Origin of the sequence: Pseudomonas sp. B40(2017), from assembly GCF_002112855.1 — a bacterium.
Lineage (GTDB): Bacteria > Pseudomonadota > Gammaproteobacteria > Pseudomonadales > Pseudomonadaceae > Aquipseudomonas > Aquipseudomonas pharyngis.
This window is the reverse complement of record NZ_NEIT01000006.1, coordinates 521436-536181: the sequence shown is the minus strand read 5'-3', so window position 1 is coordinate 536181 and position 14746 is coordinate 521436. Positions and strand designations below refer to the sequence as shown.

Here is a 14746-nt window from a genome sequence, read left to right as displayed (position 1 = left end):
GGCGCGCCCCACTGCACCTTTGCATGCAACGCGTCCCCTCATGGTGCGCCGTCTCCGCGTGCGACCGCTCTAAACCGACATTTCCCTGCCCAAACCCGACCGGGCACAGCCCTTGCAAAACAACCTTCAGTCGTTCGCATCTGCCAACCATAAAAAACTTTAACGTTCATGGAGATCGCACAATGAAGCGTCGCAGTTTGATCAAGGCTTTCACACTCACGGCATCCATTGCCGCGATGGGCATGACCTGGACCGTACAGGCCGCCGAGACCATCAAGGTCGGGATTCTGCATTCGTTGTCCGGCACCATGGCGATCTCCGAAACGTCGCTCAAGGACATGGCGTTGATGACCATCGACGAGATCAACGCCAAGGGCGGGGTGAACGGCAAGATGCTTGAACCGGTGGTGGTCGACCCGGCGTCGAACTGGCCACTGTTCGCGGAAAAGGGCCGCCAGTTGCTGACCCAGGACAAGGTCGCGGTGGTGTTCGGCTGCTGGACCTCGGTGTCGCGCAAATCGGTGCTGCCGGTGTTCGAAGAACTCAACGGCCTGCTGTTCTACCCGGTGCAATACGAAGGTGAAGAGATGTCGCCGAACGTGTTCTACACCGGCGCCGCGCCGAACCAGCAAGCGATCCCGGCGGTTGAATACCTGATGAGCGAAGAAGGCGGCAGTGCCAAGCGCTACTTCCTGCTTGGCACCGATTACGTGTATCCGCGCACCACCAACAAGATCCTGCGCTCGTTCCTGCACTCCAAAGGCGTAGCGGATAAAGACATCGAAGAGGTCTACACCCCGTTCGGTCATAGCGACTATCAAACCATCGTCGCCAACATCAAAAAATTCTCGGCCGGCGGCAAGACCGCTGTGATCTCCACCGTCAACGGCGACTCCAACGTGCCGTTCTACAAAGAGCTGGCCAACCAGGGCCTGAAAGCCACCGACGTACCGGTGGTGGCGTTCTCGGTGGGCGAAGAAGAACTGCGCGGCATCGACACCAAGCCGCTGGTGGGCAACCTCGCGGCATGGAACTACTTCGAGTCGGTGGAGAACCCGGTGAACAAGAAGTTCGTCGATGACTGGAAAGCCTACGCGAAGAAACACAACCTGCCGGGCGCCGACAAGGCTGTGACCAACGACCCGATGGAAGCCACGTACGTCGGCATCCACATGTGGGCGCAGGCGGCGGAGAAAGCCAAATCCACCGACGTCGACAAGGTCCGCGAAGCCCTCGGCGGCCAGACCTTCGCCGCGCCGTCCGGCTACACCCTGACCATGGACAAGACCAATCACCACCTGCACAAACCTGTGATGATCGGCGAGATCCAGAGCGACGGTCAGTTCAACGTCGTGTGGCAGACCGAAGGGCCGATCCGTGCGCAGCCGTGGAGCCCGTTCATTCCGGGTAATGACAAGAAGCCGGAGTATGCGGTGAAGAGCAACTGAGGCGGATTCAGACCTTGAGGCGGACTTGAGACCTTCCCCCTCACCCCAGCCCTCTCTCTCAGGGAGAGGGGGGAAAGGGAGCAGATCTCCATCGTTTTCAAAGCCTGAGTTCGACTCTGTTTTTTCAGGTCGATGCTTGATGAACAGACAACTCGGTCAGTCCCCTCTCCCTCCGGGAGAGGGCTAGGGTGAGGGCTGGATTTCGCAGTCGGACACCGCTCCATCGGCCACCGCAACACAGGAAGCACCACCCATGCCCACTGCCTTTTACCGCGTCATCCTGGCCCTCTTGCTCCTGCTGCCCATGATGACCCACGCCAGCGACGCCGAAGACTTCGTCGCCGCCAACCCGACGCAACAGGCCAAACTGCTGGAAGCCTGGGCCGCGCAGCCCGATCCGGCGCGTGTCGAACTGATCAACGCCCTGCAACAAGGCGAACTGACCGTCGACGGCCAACCCAAGACCCTGCGCCTGAACAACCGCCTGCGGGGTCTGATCGACACCGCGCTGGCCAGCCACCAATTGCTCGCCGCCGACGCCAAAACCCGTCTGACCGCCGCGCAGCAATTGCAGAAAAGCGCCAAACCGGCGCAGCTGAAATTCCTCGACCAGCAACTGGCTGGCGAACAAGACGAAAGCGTCCACGCCGCCCTGAGCCTGGCGCTGGCCAATCTGCAACTGGTCGACACCGACCCGGCGGTGCGCCTCGCGGCCGTGCGTCTGCTCGGTGAAACCGGCGACCCGCTGGCCCGTACCCGCCTCGAAGGTTTGCTCGAACCCGGCGTCGAAACCGATGCCAACGTGCGCACCGCCGCCGAAACCAGCCTCGCCCAGGTCAAGCGCAAACTGCTGGTTGGCGAACTGCTCGGCCAGGCCTTCAGCGGTATGTCCCTCGGTTCGATTCTGCTGCTTGCCGCGCTCGGCCTGGCGATCACCTTCGGCCTGCTCGGTGTGATCAACATGGCCCACGGCGAGATGCTGATGCTCGGCGCCTACTCGACCTACGTCGTGCAGTTGATGTTCCAGCGCTACGCGCCGCAGGCCATCGAGTTCTATCCGCTGATCGCGCTGCCGGTGGCGTTCTTCGTCACCGCTGCCATCGGCATGGCCCTGGAGCGCACGGTGATCCGTCACCTCTACGGTCGACCACTGGAAACCCTGCTCGCCACCTGGGGCATCAGCCTGATGCTGATTCAACTGGTGCGTCTGGTGTTCGGTGCGCAGAACGTTGAAGTGGCGAACCCGGCATGGCTGTCCGGCGGGATTCAGGTGTTGCCGAATCTGGTGCTGCCGTACAACCGCATCGTGATCATCGCCTTTGCGCTGTTCGTGGTGGTGCTGACCTGGCTGCTGCTGAACAAGACCCGCCTGGGTCTGAACGTGCGCGCCGTCACCCAGAACCGCAACATGGCCGCCTGTTGCGGCGTGCCCACCGGGCGCGTCGACATGCTCGCTTTCGGCCTCGGCTCGGGCATCGCCGGGCTCGGTGGCGTGGCCCTGAGCCAGATCGGCAACGTCGGCCCGGACCTCGGCCAGAGCTACATCATCGACTCGTTCCTGGTGGTGGTGCTCGGCGGCGTCGGGCAATTGGCCGGCAGCGTGTTCGCCGCGTTCGGCCTGGGCATCGCCAACAAGATTCTCGAACCGCAGATCGGTGCGGTGCTCGGCAAGATCCTGATCCTCGCGCTGATCATTCTGTTCATCCAGAAACGTCCGCAAGGCCTCTTCGCACTGAAAGGACGGGTGATCGACTGATGAACCAGCCTCTACTAGTCACGGCCACACAAAAGGCCGGCCCGAAAGTCACCCTCGCCATCGGCGCGGTGGTGCTCGCCTTGCTGATCGCCCTGCCGCTGCTGTCGCTGTTGCCGGCGGACAGCTCGCTGCATGTTTCGGCCTACACCCTGACGCTGGTGGGCAAGATTCTCTGCTACGCCATCGTCGCCCTGGCACTGGATCTGGTCTGGGGTTACGCCGGTCTCCTGTCGCTGGGCCACGGTCTGTTCTTCGCCCTCGGCGGTTATGCGATGGGCATGTACCTGATGCGTCAGGCTGCCGGTGATGGCTTGCCGGCGTTCATGACCTTCCTGTCGTGGACCGAGTTGCCGTGGTACTGGAGCGGCACCGGCAGCTTCCTCTGGGCGATGTGCCTGGTGGTGTTGGCACCGGGGTTGCTGGCGCTGGTGTTCGGTTTTTTCGCCTTCCGCTCAAGGATCAAGGGCGTGTATTTCTCGATCATGACCCAGGCCCTGACCTTCGCCGGGATGCTGCTGTTTTTCCGCAACGAGACCGGCTTCGGCGGCAACAACGGCTTCACCAATTTCCGCACGATCCTCGGTTTCGGTATCACCGAACCGGGCACTCGCGCGGTGCTGTTTCTGGCGACGGTGCTGTTGTTGGTGGCGAGCCTGTTCATCGGCTGGCGGCTGGCGCGCAGCAAGTTCGGCCGGGTGCTGACCGCGTTGCGTGACGCGGAAAATCGCCTGATGTTCTGCGGCTACGACCCGCGCGGCTTCAAGCTGTTCGTCTGGGTGTTGAGTGCGGTGTTGTGTGGTCTGGCGGGTGCGTTGTACGTGCCGCAAGTGGGGATCATCAACCCCAGCGAAATGTCGCCGACCAACTCGATCGAAGCCGCTGTGTGGGTGGCCCTTGGCGGGCGCGGCACCTTGATCGGCCCGCTGCTCGGCGCCGGCGTGGTCAACGGCATGAAAAGCTGGTTCACCGTGGCCTTCCCCGAATACTGGCTGTTCTTCCTCGGCGCGCTGTTCATCGTCGTGACGTTGTACCTGCCCAAGGGCGTGATCGGTCTGCTGAAGAAACGAGGTGAATCATGAGAGTCACGGCGAGCGCTGAATTCATGCTGGAACCGGCCTTTTTCCCGGTGGAACCGAACAAGGACGAAGGCACCAGCCGCGACTCGATCGGCCTCGGGCAACGCGTCGGTCCGGGCCTCGATACCCGTCACGGCACGATCCTGACGCTGGAAGACATCAGCGTCAGCTTCGACGGCTTCCGCGCGCTGAACAATCTGAACCTGTACATCGGCGTCGGCGAACTGCGCTGCATCATCGGCCCCAACGGCGCGGGCAAGACCACGCTGATGGACGTGATCACCGGCAAGACCCGCCCGAGTCATGGCAAGGCGTGGTTCGGCGAAACCCTCGACCTGACGCAGATGAGCGAAGTGCAGATCGCCCAGGCGGGGATCGGTCGCAAGTTCCAGAAACCGACGGTGTTCGAAGCCCTGAGCGTGTTCGAGAACCTGGAGCTGGCGCAGAAAACCGACAAGTCGGTGTGGGCCAGCCTGCGGGCGAAGTTGAGCGGCGAACAGAAAGACCGGATCAGCGAAGTACTCGACACCATTCGCCTGACCACTTCGGTCAATCGCCCGGCGGGGCTGCTGTCCCACGGACAGAAACAGTTTCTGGAAATCGGCATGTTGCTTATGCAGGACCCGCAACTGCTGCTGCTCGATGAACCGGTGGCCGGCATGACCGACGCCGAAACCGAGTTCACCGCCGAGCTGTTCAAGTCGCTGGCAGGCAAGCATTCGCTGATGGTGGTGGAACACGACATGGGTTTCGTCGGCTCGATTGCCGACCACGTCACCGTGTTGCATCAGGGCAGCGTGCTGGCCGAGGGGTCGCTGGAACAGGTGCAGGACAACGAGCGCGTGATCGAAGTCTATCTCGGCCGCTGAAACTGCAAGCCCGCTCCCACAGGGGGATTTGAGGAGAACTTGAACATGCTGCAAGTCGACAAGCTGCACCAGTACTACGGCGGTAGCCACATCCTGCGCGGCCTGAGTTTTGACGTGAAGGTCGGCGAAGTGACCTGCCTGCTCGGGCGTAACGGTGTGGGCAAGACCACGCTGCTCAAATGCCTGATGGGCCTGCTGCCGGCCAAGGAAGGCACGGTGAACTGGGAAGGCCAACCGATCACCACGTTCAAGCCGCATCAACGGGTGCACGCGGGGATCGCCTACGTGCCGCAGGGCCGGGAGATCTTCGGCCGACTGACCGTGGAAGAGAACCTGCTGATGGGGCTGTCGCGTTTTCCCGGCAGCGAAGCCAAAGAGGTTCCGGCGTTCATCTACGAGCTGTTCCCGGTGCTGCTGCAAATGAAACAGCGGCGCGGCGGCGATCTGTCCGGCGGTCAGCAACAGCAGCTTGCGATTGGCCGCGCACTGGCCAGCCGTCCGCGTCTGCTGATCCTCGACGAGCCCACCGAAGGCATCCAGCCGTCGGTGATCAAGGAAATCGGCGCGGTGATCAAAAAACTCGCCGCCCGTGGCGACATGGCGATTCTGCTGGTGGAGCAGTTCTACGATTTCGCCGCCGAACTGGCCGATCAGTACCTGGTGATGTCCCGGGGCGAGATCGTGCAGCAGGGCCGTGGCGAAAATATGGAAGCCGAAGGCGTACGCGGGCTGGTGACTATTTGAGGTTACGGTCTAATCTGTAGCGTCCTAACGATAATCAGAAAACATGAACTTACCTGTTGCGACTGCCCTGTTTACCCCAAGCTGGCACGCCGAGCTGGAGCTGGCCTACGCCCGCTTCGGCGATTGCACGCGGCCGACCCGCCGCCGGCACCTCGGCCCGTTGCGGGTGCAAAAACATCTGTACGCCGAAGGGCCCGAGGTCTGCCAGCACATCATCGTCCACCCGCCGGGCGGCATTGCCGGCGGTGACCGGCTCGACATCAGCGCCCGCGTCGAACAAGACGCCTGGGCACAGATCACCAGCCCCGGCGCGGCCAAGTGGTATCGCGCGGCGGGGCCCGCTTATCAGTCGCTGAACCTGCATGTCGCTGATGGCGCGACACTGGAATGGCTGCCCCAGGAAACCATCGTCTACAGCGCCGCCCAGGCGGAACTCACGACCTCGATCGACCTTGAAGGCGATGCGCGACTGTTTTACTGGGACGTGGTGGCGATGGGTCGTCCGGCCAGTGGCGAGCGCTTTGACCTCGGGCATTTTCAGGCGCATCTGGATATTCGCCGTGATGGCCGGCTGCTGTGGCATGAGCGCCAGCGCATCGTCGGCAACGATGGTTTGCTTGATTCGCCGATCGGGCTGGATGGCAATCCGGTGTTTGCAACCTTGCTGGTGACCGGTGAGATCGATGCTGAATTGCTGGAACGCTGCCGCTCGCTGGGCCACGACGTGCGCGGGGATTTGACGCAATTGCCCGGTCTTTTGGTCGCCCGTTGCCTGGCCAGCGAAGCGTTGCTGGCGCGGGCCTGGCTGATCGATCTCTGGCGATTGCTCAGACCTGCGCTGCTCGGCCGTGAAGCTCAGCCGCCGAGAATCTGGAGTACTTGAGGGCCAGCCCCTCACCCCCCGCCCTCTCCCCGGAGGGGAGAGGGAGCCTGAACGAGGTGACCGCTTGAAATGTTTCAGACACAAGAATTCAACTGACTGAACTGGCCATTGAAAACAACCGAGATCAGTCCCCTCTCCCTCCGGGAGAGGGCTAGGGTGAGGGCTGGGTCTGACTGACACCCCACTCACCACAAGAACCACACAAATCTGCCCAAATGGATTTCAAACGATGGACCTGACCCCACGCGAAAAAGACAAGCTGCTGATCTTCACCGCCGGCCTCGTGGCCGAGCGGCGACTGGCCCGTGGCGTGAAGCTCAACTACCCGGAAGCCATGGCCTACATCTCGGCGGCGCTGCTCGAAGGCGCCCGTGACGGCCAGACCGTGGCCGAGCTGATGCACTACGGCACCACCCTGCTGACCCGCGATCAGGTGATGGAAGGCATCCCGGAAATGATCCCGGAGATCCAGGTCGAAGCGACGTTTCCCGACGGCACCAAACTGGTCACCGTCCATCAACCGATCGTCTGAGGCCGCGCCATGACTTACACCATCCGCGATGCCCTGCACGCCGACCTGCCGGCGATCCGCGACATCTACAACGACGCCGTGCTCAACACCACGGCGATCTGGAATGAATCCGCCGTCGACCTCGGCAACCGTCAGGCGTGGTTCAGCGCGCGCCAGGCCCAGGGTTATCCGATCCTGGTGATCGTCGACGCCGACAACACCACCCTCGGCTACGCTTCGTTCGGTGACTGGCGACCGTTCGACGGTTTCCGCCACACCGTCGAGCACTCGGTCTACGTGCGCAGCGACCAGCGCGGCAACGGTCTCGGCCCGCAATTGATGACCGCGCTGATCGAACGCGCGAAAACCTGCGACAAACACGTCATGGTCGCCGCCATCGAAAGCGGCAACGCCGCATCGATCCGCCTGCACGAGCGCGCCGGTTTCATCACCACCGGGCAGATGCCGCAAGTCGGCACCAAGTTCGGCCGCTGGCTCGACCTGACCTTCATGCAACTTACCCTCAATCCTGGCGCGGAGCCGCCGCCCGCCCACAAGGAGTGACACCGATGAACCCCGCCCAACTGCGACGCGTCAATGCTGAAAGTTTTGCGCACTATCGTCAGGGCCTGATCGACCTGCTGCTCGACGCCGTGGGTTATGGCGCCAGCGTCGGCTTCATGGCCGACCTTGATGCCACGCAGGCCCGCGCCTATTTCGACGACGTGCAGGACAACCTGAACAAGGGCAACGTGTTGCTGTGGGTGGTGGTCAAGGACGAACAGGTGCAGGCCAGCGTCCAGTTGAGCCTGTGCCAGAAGGCCAACGGCCTGAACCGCGCCGAGGTGCAGAAACTGCTGGTGCGCGAACACGCCCGGCGGCGCGGCCTCGGCCAGCAGTTGATGCAAGCGCTGGAACAGACCGCGCGTCAGTACAAGCGCGGCATGCTTTACCTCGATACCGAGGCCGGCTCCCCCGCCGAAGATTTCTACAAGGCCCTGGGCTACACCCGCGCCGGGGAAATTCCCGATTACGCCTGCGACCCGAACGGCACCTATCGCCCGACGGCCCTCTATTACAAAGTCCTGCAAGGAGCGAACTGATGATTCCCGGCGAGTACAAAATCCAGCCCGGCGACATCGAACTCAACGTCGGTCGCCGCACCGTCAGCCTGAAAGTGGCGAACAGCGGCGACCGGCCGATCCAGGTCGGTTCGCACTACCATTTTTTCGAGACCAACGACGCCCTGACTTTCGACCGCGCCGCCAGCCGTGGCATGCGCCTGAACATTCCGGCGGGCACCGCCGTGCGCTTCGAGCCGGGGCAGAGCCGCGAGGTGGAACTGGTGGACTATGCCGGGCACCGGCGGGTGTTCGGGTTTGCCGGGCGGGTCATGGGTGACCTCTGAATTTTGCGGCGCCTCCATCGCGAGCAGGCTCGCTCCCACATTAAACCGAGTTCCTCCAGCTGGAATCCGATCCTCTGTGGGAGCGAGCCTGCTCGCGAAAGTGAGCGCAGCGAACGATCTCAAAACCAATTGAATTCCAAGGCGAACACATGAAGATCTCGCGTCAAGCCTACGCCGACATGTTCGGCCCCACCGTCGGCGACAAGGTGCGCCTGGCCGACACCGAGCTGTGGATCGAAGTCGAACAGGACTTCACCACCTACGGCGAAGAAGTGAAATTCGGCGGCGGCAAAGTGATCCGCGACGGCCAGGGCCAGAGCCAGTTGCTGGCGGCCGAAGTGGTCGACACCGTCATCACCAACGCGCTGATCATCGACCACTGGGGCATCGTCAAGGCCGACGTCGGCCTCAAGGATGGGCGCATCGCCGCGATCGGCAAGGCCGGCAACCCGGACGTGCAGCCCGGCGTGACCATCGCCATCGGCGCCAGCAGCGAAGTGATCGCCGGCGAAGGCATGATCCTCACCGCCGGCGGCATCGACACCCACATCCACTTCATCTGCCCGCAGCAAATCGAAGAAGCGCTGATGAGCGGCGTCACCACCATGATCGGCGGCGGCACCGGCCCGGCCACCGGCACCAACGCCACCACCTGCACCTCTGGGCCGTGGCACCTGGCGCGGATGCTCCAGGCGGCGGACGCGTTCCCGATGAACATCGGCCTCACCGGCAAGGGCAACGCCAGCCTGCCGGAACCGCTGATCGAACAGGTCAAGGCCGGCGCCATCGGCCTCAAGCTGCACGAAGACTGGGGCACCACCCCGGCGAGCATCGACAACTGCCTGAGCGTCGCCGACCAGTACGACGTGCAGGTGGCGATCCACACCGACACGCTCAACGAGTCCGGTTTCGTCGAAACCACCCTCGGCGCGTTCAAGGGCCGGACCATCCACACCTATCACACCGAAGGGGCCGGCGGCGGCCATGCACCGGACATCATCAAGGCCTGCGGTTTCGCCAACGTGCTGCCGAGCTCGACCAACCCGACCCGGCCGTTCACCCGCAACACCATCGACGAACACCTCGACATGCTGATGGTCTGCCACCACCTCGACCCGAGCATTGCCGAGGACGTGGCGTTCGCCGAAAGCCGCATCCGCCGCGAAACGATTGCCGCCGAAGACATCCTGCATGACCTCGGCGCGTTCTCGATGATCAGCTCCGACAGCCAGGCCATGGGCCGCGTCGGCGAAGTCATCACGCGCACCTGGCAGACCGCCGACAAGATGAAAAAGCAGCGCGGCCCGCTCGCGCAGGACGGCGAAGGCAACGACAACTTCCGCGCCAAACGCTACATCGCCAAGTACACGATCAACCCGGCGATCACCCATGGCATCAGCCATGAAGTGGGTTCGGTGGAAGTCGGCAAATGGGCCGATCTGGTGCTCTGGCGCCCGGCGTTCTTTGGCGTGAAGCCAACGCTGATCCTCAAGGGCGGCGCCATCGCCGCGAGCCTGATGGGTGACGCCAACGCCTCGATCCCGACCCCGCAACCGGTGCACTACCGCCCGATGTTCGCCAGCTACGGTGGCTCGCTGCACGCCACCAGCCTTACCTTCATCAGCCAGGCGGCGCAGGCGTCGGGACTGCCCGAAGCGTTGGGCCTGAAGAAGAAAATCGCCGTGGTCAAAGGTTGCCGCGAGGTGCAGAAAACCGACCTGATCCACAACGACTATCTGCCGAACATCGACGTCGACCCGCAGACCTATCAGGTCAAGGCCGACGGCGTGCTGCTCTGGTGTGAACCGGCCGAAACCCTGCCGATGGCGCAGCGTTACTTCCTGTTCTGACAGCCGACGCACGCAAAAAAGGCCCCGAGCACCTGCCTGACGCAGGGTCTCGGGGCCTTTTTCGTGGTGCTGGAAAACCACCGGGCAAAGGGTCGTGTATTTCTCGCCAAAGGGACTAATATTCGATTCGCTGTCGCCTTTTTTCAGGAACTGCCCATGCGTCTTTCCGAGTTCATCCTGGCCAATATCGACGCTATCGTCGATGAATGGGAACAGTTTGCCGCTACCATCACCCCGGCCGCCGACTATCTGGACTCCGCCGGTCTGCGCGATCACGCCAGCGCCATCCTGCGGGCCGCCGCCCGCGACATGAGCAAACCGCAAAGCCGCGACGAACAGGTCGCCAAGGCCAAGGGCGAAGGCCCGGAAAAGACCCCGAGTCTGGATGAAGCCGGCGCCAGCCATGGAGAGCTTCGCCATACCGTCGGCTTTGACCTGGTGCAGATGACCTCGGAATTCCGCCACCTGCGCGCCTGTGTGATACGGCGCTGGGTCGACAGTCTGGAATCGCCGGACATGGCGTACTTCCAGGACATGATCCGCTTCAACGAAGCCATCGACGAAGCCCTGGCCGAATCGACGGCGGCTTACGCCGAGCAGATGGAGCATTCCCGGGACATCTTTCTGGCCATCCTCGGCCATGACCTGCGCGCGCCCCTGCAAGCGGTGAGCATGTCCACCGAGTTGCTGATGCGCAAAACCACGCTGCAAGGCGATGCTCTGACTTGCGCGCTGAACATCAAAACAGGCGCGCGACACATGGGGGCCATGGTCAGCGACCTCTTGGAGCTGGTACGCAGCCGCCTGGGCAGAAGCCTGCCGATCGAACCCGCGCCGATGGACCTGGCCGACGCGGCGCGAGCGGCCCTCGCCGAGGCCTGCGCCGGCAATCCACAATGCGACCCGACCCTGAAAGCCGAGGGCGATACCCGTGGCGTCTGGGATGCCGGACGGATCGATCAACTGCTGCAGAATCTGATCGGTAATGCCTTGCAGCATGGCTCGAACCGGCAGGAGATCCTGGTGACGCTGCGGGGCGACGCTGCAAGCGTGCACCTGAGCGTGCACAACCACGGCGTGCCGATCCCTGAGGAAGCCATCGGCACCCTTTTCGATCCATTGGTGCGCAGTGCCGACGAAGAACTCGGACAGCCGTCGACCAGCCTCGGTCTGGGCCTGTTCATCGTCAAGGAAGTGGTGACCGCCCACGGCGGGACGATCGAAGTCAGTTCAAGCGCAGCCGACGGTACGCTGTTCAGCGTGACGCTGCCCAGACGGGTATGAAACGCTACTCGACCACCAGCCGCGCCAGACGCTGACGGAGCATGCGGTTCTCGGATCGCAACTCCTGCACTTCTTCCAGCAGGTCCAGCGCCAGCGCGACACCTTCCCATTCCAGCTCCAGGTCGCGCCGCAGCTTGGCGGCGCGTTTGGCCAGGGCCAGTTCGTAATCGGTGAAGCGCCATTCCCTGGGCTGCGCGCCCTGAGGTTCGAGGATGCCGTGTTCGACGATTTCGATCACGTAGACGTCCGACAGGTCGGCCGCCTCACAGAATTCTGCCATGTCCAGTTGAACGATCAGGGGGCTGCTCATGTTGGGCTACTCCGTCGTCAGTATCAGAAGTTCTCGCGCGGATTGAAGGCGGCCTTCTTCGCCAGTTCCTGCCACAGCGCCTTGACGTCATCGCCGTTGGCTTTGGGCATCACGGCCTTGAGCTGGACGAACAGATAACCGCGCTCGCCCGCCTTGTTCTGCAGACCGTGGCCCTTGGCACGCATGCGCTGGCCGTTCTGGCTGCCGGCCGGAACCTTGAGGTTGATCTTGCCGGTCAGGGTCGGCACGGCCACTTCGGCGCCCAGCGCCAGCTCCCACGGTGCCAACGGCAAGGTGATGATTAGGTTTTCGCCTTCAACGTCGAATTTCGGGTGCGGCGCGAAACGGATGGTCAGGTACAGATCGCCATTGGCGCCGCCACCGATGCCCGGTGCGCCCTGGCCCTTGAGGCGGATACGCTCGCCGTCGGCCACGCCGGCCGGGATCTTCACGTTCAGGCTCTTGCTGGTGTTGCTGACGTGCTGGCCCGAGCCGTTGTATTGCGGGACCTGGAAGCTGATCTTTTTCGATTCGTTCGAAAGCGTCTCTTCCAGAAAGATCGGCAGTTCCAGTTCCACGTCTTGCCCTCGCCGTCCGGCGCTGCGGGATTGCCGGCCAGCGCCGCCACCGAAACCGGGGCCGCGATTGCCGAAGATCGAACTGAAGAAGTCCGAGAAGTCACCGGTGTCGCCACCGCCGCCACCAAAGCCGCCACGGCTCTGCCAGCCCGGCGGGCCCTGAAACGGCTGACCGTGCTGGCCATAACGACGCAGTTCGTCGTATTCGGCGCGCTTGTCGGCGCTTTTCAGCGCTTCATAGGCTTCCGAGGCGTCCTTGAACTTGGCCTCGGCGTCCTTTTCCTTGCTGACATCGGGGTGGTATTTGCGCGCCAGCTTGCGATAGGCAGCCTTGATCGCCTTGTCGTCAGCCGTCGGCTCCACGCCGAGTATCTTGTAATAGTCTTTGAAGTCCATCGAAGGAATCACCATCCGTTATCGATTTCGCGCCGATGCCAGCATGCGCCGATTCGCACGTGCCGGGTTGACCGATCTCAAGTGTGTGACCGGGTGGCGCAGCAGAAGTTTATCGGCAGTGGACGGCGGTTCTTGCGACCGCCGGTATGTCTGCCGGCCCATGCCAGCAAGTTTGGGGCAAAGCGCCGAGTTTCAAGCAAGCTTAGTCGTGAAATAGCAGATGACCGGCCTTCGAATCTGTCGCGCACTGACATACACTGCGCGGCCGTTTTTTGACCGGAACCGAAAGACCATGAAAGACGCCTCTCCAGCCCGTGCCTGCGGCATCGACTTCGGCACGTCCAACTCCACCGTCGGCTGGCTGCGCCCCGGCATGGAAACGATGATCGCGCTGGAAGACGACAAGATCACCCTGCCGTCGGTGGTCTTTTTCAACATCGAAGAGCGCCGTCCGGTTTACGGCCGTCTGGCGCTGCACGAATACCTGGAAGGCTACGAAGGCCGGCTGATGCGCTCGCTCAAGAGCCTGCTGGGTTCCAAGCTGATCAAGCACGACACCAGCGTCCTCGGCACCGCGATGCCGTTCAAGGACTTGCTCGGGCTGTTCATCGGCCAGCTCAAGAGCCGCGCTGAAGCGACCGCCGGTCGTGAGTTCGAGCAAGTGGTGCTGGGCCGTCCGGTGTTCTTCGTCGACGACGATCCGCTGGCCGACCAGGAAGCCGAGGACACCTTGGTGGAAGTGGCACGCAAGCTCGGCTTCAAGGACGTGTCGTTCCAGTACGAGCCGATTGCCGCGGCCTTCGACTACGAGTCGACCATCGAAAAGGAAGAGCTGGTCCTGATCGTCGACATCGGCGGTGGTACCTCGGACTTCTCGCTGGTGCGGCTGTCGCCCGAGCGTCGTGGTGTGGATAACCGCCACGACGACATTCTCGCCACCGGTGGCGTGCACATCGGCGGGACCGATTTCGACAAACAGCTGAGCCTGCAAGGCCTGATGCCGCTGTTCGGCTACGGCAGCCGCATGAAAAGCGGCGCGTTCATGCCGACCAGCCACCACATGAACCTGGCGACCTGGCACACCATCAACTCGGTGTACTCGCAGAAATCGACCCTGGCCCTGGGCAGCATGCGCTACGACATTGAGGACACCGGCGGCATCGACCGTCTGTTCAAGCTGATCGAACAGCGCGCCGGGCACTGGCTGGCGATGGAAGTGGAAGAAACCAAAATCCACCTGACCCACAACGACAGCCGTCATGTGCCGCTGGATCGCATCGAGTCGGGCCTGAGCGTGGAACTGACCCGGGCATTGTTCGAGTCGGCCATCGAGTCGCAGCTCGAGCGCGTGCGCGCCAGCGTCACCCGGTTGCTGGCCGACGCCAATGTGGCGGTGGGTCAGGTCGATACGGTGTTCTTCACCGGCGGTTCCAGCGGCATCCCGGCACTGCGCAACAGCGTCTCGGCGATGCTGCCGAACGCGCGGCATGTGGAAGGGAACATCTTTGGCAGCATTGGTAGCGGTCTGGCGATTGAAGCCATGAAACGTTACGGCTCGGTGAACTGATCCAAAAGCGGCGGTGCGCCCTTCGCGAGCAAGCCCGCTCCCACAGGTTCAGTGTGATCCTGTGGG

15 protein-coding genes are annotated in these 14746 nt (G+C 62.8%); 13 read left to right on the top strand and 2 right to left on the bottom strand.

Going from position 1 to position 14746, the window contains the following annotated elements; genetic code table 11:
* Positions 1–182 precede the first annotated feature (182 nt).
* From urtA to CAF76_RS19430, 12 genes are all read left to right on the top strand, one after another.
* Positions 183–1448 (top strand): urea ABC transporter substrate-binding protein, encoded by a 1266-nt coding sequence (gene urtA, locus CAF76_RS19485; protein ID WP_011332239.1) that lies wholly within the window; start codon positions 183–185, stop codon positions 1446–1448.
* A 253-nt stretch (positions 1449–1701) separates the two neighbouring features.
* The gene (gene urtB / locus CAF76_RS19480) at positions 1702–3204 is read left to right on the top strand and encodes an urea ABC transporter permease subunit UrtB (RefSeq protein ID WP_085648092.1); all 1503 of its coding nucleotides are present in this window, start codon (positions 1702–1704) and stop codon (positions 3202–3204) included.
* The gene (gene urtC, locus CAF76_RS19475) at positions 3204–4283 is read left to right on the top strand and encodes an urea ABC transporter permease subunit UrtC (RefSeq protein WP_039766758.1); all 1080 of its coding nucleotides are present in this window, start codon (positions 3204–3206) and stop codon (positions 4281–4283) included. The genes urtB and urtC overlap by 1 nt, the downstream gene beginning before the upstream one ends.
* Positions 4280–5149 carry an urea ABC transporter ATP-binding protein UrtD gene (urtD, locus tag CAF76_RS19470; RefSeq protein WP_007950599.1) on the top strand — a complete coding sequence of 290 codons (870 nt, stop codon included), beginning with the start codon at positions 4280–4282 and terminating at the stop codon, positions 5147–5149. Before urtC ends, urtD begins: the two co-directional genes overlap by 4 nt.
* Before the next feature lie 45 nt (positions 5150–5194).
* Positions 5195–5893, top strand: coding sequence for an urea ABC transporter ATP-binding subunit UrtE (urtE, locus tag CAF76_RS19465; protein ID WP_085648091.1), 699 nt, complete (start codon positions 5195–5197; stop codon positions 5891–5893).
* A 43-nt stretch (positions 5894–5936) separates the two neighbouring features.
* Positions 5937–6776: an urease accessory protein UreD gene (locus CAF76_RS19460; RefSeq protein ID WP_085648090.1), complete on the top strand. Its 840-nt coding sequence runs from the start codon at positions 5937–5939 to the stop codon at positions 6774–6776.
* Between the two features lie 229 nt (positions 6777–7005).
* Positions 7006–7308, top strand: a complete 303-nt coding sequence (gene ureA, locus CAF76_RS19455) for an urease subunit gamma (RefSeq protein ID WP_039766748.1) — start codon at positions 7006–7008, stop codon at positions 7306–7308.
* A gap of 9 nt (positions 7309–7317) precedes the next feature.
* On the top strand, positions 7318–7851 hold the full coding sequence (locus CAF76_RS19450) for a GNAT family N-acetyltransferase (protein WP_007950603.1): 534 nt from the start codon (positions 7318–7320) through the stop codon (positions 7849–7851).
* A gap of 5 nt (positions 7852–7856) precedes the next feature.
* Positions 7857–8390, top strand: a complete 534-nt coding sequence (locus CAF76_RS19445; protein WP_039766745.1) for a GNAT family N-acetyltransferase — start codon at positions 7857–7859, stop codon at positions 8388–8390.
* Positions 8390–8695, top strand: a complete 306-nt coding sequence (locus CAF76_RS19440) for an urease subunit beta (RefSeq protein WP_007950605.1) — start codon at positions 8390–8392, stop codon at positions 8693–8695. Before CAF76_RS19445 ends, CAF76_RS19440 begins: the two co-directional genes overlap by 1 nt.
* Positions 8696–8844: 149 nt before the next feature.
* A complete protein-coding gene (gene ureC, locus CAF76_RS19435) occupies positions 8845–10545 on the top strand; it encodes an urease subunit alpha (RefSeq protein WP_064593165.1) in 1701 nt (566 codons plus the stop codon).
* 156 nt (positions 10546–10701) lie between these two features.
* On the top strand, positions 10702–11829 hold the full coding sequence (locus CAF76_RS19430) for a sensor histidine kinase (RefSeq protein WP_085648089.1): 1128 nt from the start codon (positions 10702–10704) through the stop codon (positions 11827–11829).
* Between the two features lie 4 nt (positions 11830–11833).
* Here the strand turns inward: CAF76_RS19430 and CAF76_RS19425 are convergent, their stop codons facing one another.
* Positions 11834–12139 carry a chaperone modulator CbpM gene (locus tag CAF76_RS19425; protein WP_039766735.1) on the bottom strand — a complete coding sequence of 102 codons (306 nt, stop codon included), beginning with the start codon at positions 12137–12139 and terminating at the stop codon, positions 11834–11836.
* 23 nt (positions 12140–12162) lie between these two features.
* Positions 12163–13113 carry a DnaJ C-terminal domain-containing protein gene (locus CAF76_RS19420; RefSeq protein ID WP_064600657.1) on the bottom strand — a complete coding sequence of 317 codons (951 nt, stop codon included), beginning with the start codon at positions 13111–13113 and terminating at the stop codon, positions 12163–12165.
* A 292-nt stretch (positions 13114–13405) separates the two neighbouring features.
* Between CAF76_RS19420 and CAF76_RS19415 the strand changes: the two genes are divergently transcribed.
* Positions 13406–14680, top strand: coding sequence for an Hsp70 family protein (locus CAF76_RS19415; RefSeq protein ID WP_064593161.1), 1275 nt, complete (start codon positions 13406–13408; stop codon positions 14678–14680).
* The last annotated feature ends 66 nt before the right edge of the window (positions 14681–14746 follow it).

Coding starts and splice junctions, on each gene's coding strand:
- CAF76_RS19415 (WP_064593161.1), top strand. CDS start 13,406: ATGAAAGACGCCTCTCCAGCCCGTGCCTGCGGCATCGACTTCGGCACG.
- CAF76_RS19445 (WP_039766745.1), top strand. CDS start 7,857: ATGAACCCCGCCCAACTGCGACGCGTCAATGCTGAAAGTTTTGCGCAC.
- urtA (WP_011332239.1), top strand. CDS start 183: ATGAAGCGTCGCAGTTTGATCAAGGCTTTCACACTCACGGCATCCATT.
- CAF76_RS19430 (WP_085648089.1), top strand. CDS start 10,702: ATGCGTCTTTCCGAGTTCATCCTGGCCAATATCGACGCTATCGTCGAT.
- CAF76_RS19460 (WP_085648090.1), top strand. CDS start 5,937: ATGAACTTACCTGTTGCGACTGCCCTGTTTACCCCAAGCTGGCACGCC.
- urtD (WP_007950599.1), top strand. CDS start 4,280: ATGAGAGTCACGGCGAGCGCTGAATTCATGCTGGAACCGGCCTTTTTC.
- CAF76_RS19425 (WP_039766735.1), bottom strand. CDS start 12,139: ATGAGCAGCCCCCTGATCGTTCAACTGGACATGGCAGAATTCTGTGAG.
- CAF76_RS19450 (WP_007950603.1), top strand. CDS start 7,318: ATGACTTACACCATCCGCGATGCCCTGCACGCCGACCTGCCGGCGATC.
- CAF76_RS19440 (WP_007950605.1), top strand. CDS start 8,390: ATGATTCCCGGCGAGTACAAAATCCAGCCCGGCGACATCGAACTCAAC.
- urtE (WP_085648091.1), top strand. CDS start 5,195: ATGCTGCAAGTCGACAAGCTGCACCAGTACTACGGCGGTAGCCACATC.
- ureC (WP_064593165.1), top strand. CDS start 8,845: ATGAAGATCTCGCGTCAAGCCTACGCCGACATGTTCGGCCCCACCGTC.
- CAF76_RS19420 (WP_064600657.1), bottom strand. CDS start 13,113: ATGGACTTCAAAGACTATTACAAGATACTCGGCGTGGAGCCGACGGCT.
- ureA (WP_039766748.1), top strand. CDS start 7,006: ATGGACCTGACCCCACGCGAAAAAGACAAGCTGCTGATCTTCACCGCC.
- urtC (WP_039766758.1), top strand. CDS start 3,204: ATGAACCAGCCTCTACTAGTCACGGCCACACAAAAGGCCGGCCCGAAA.
- urtB (WP_085648092.1), top strand. CDS start 1,702: ATGCCCACTGCCTTTTACCGCGTCATCCTGGCCCTCTTGCTCCTGCTG.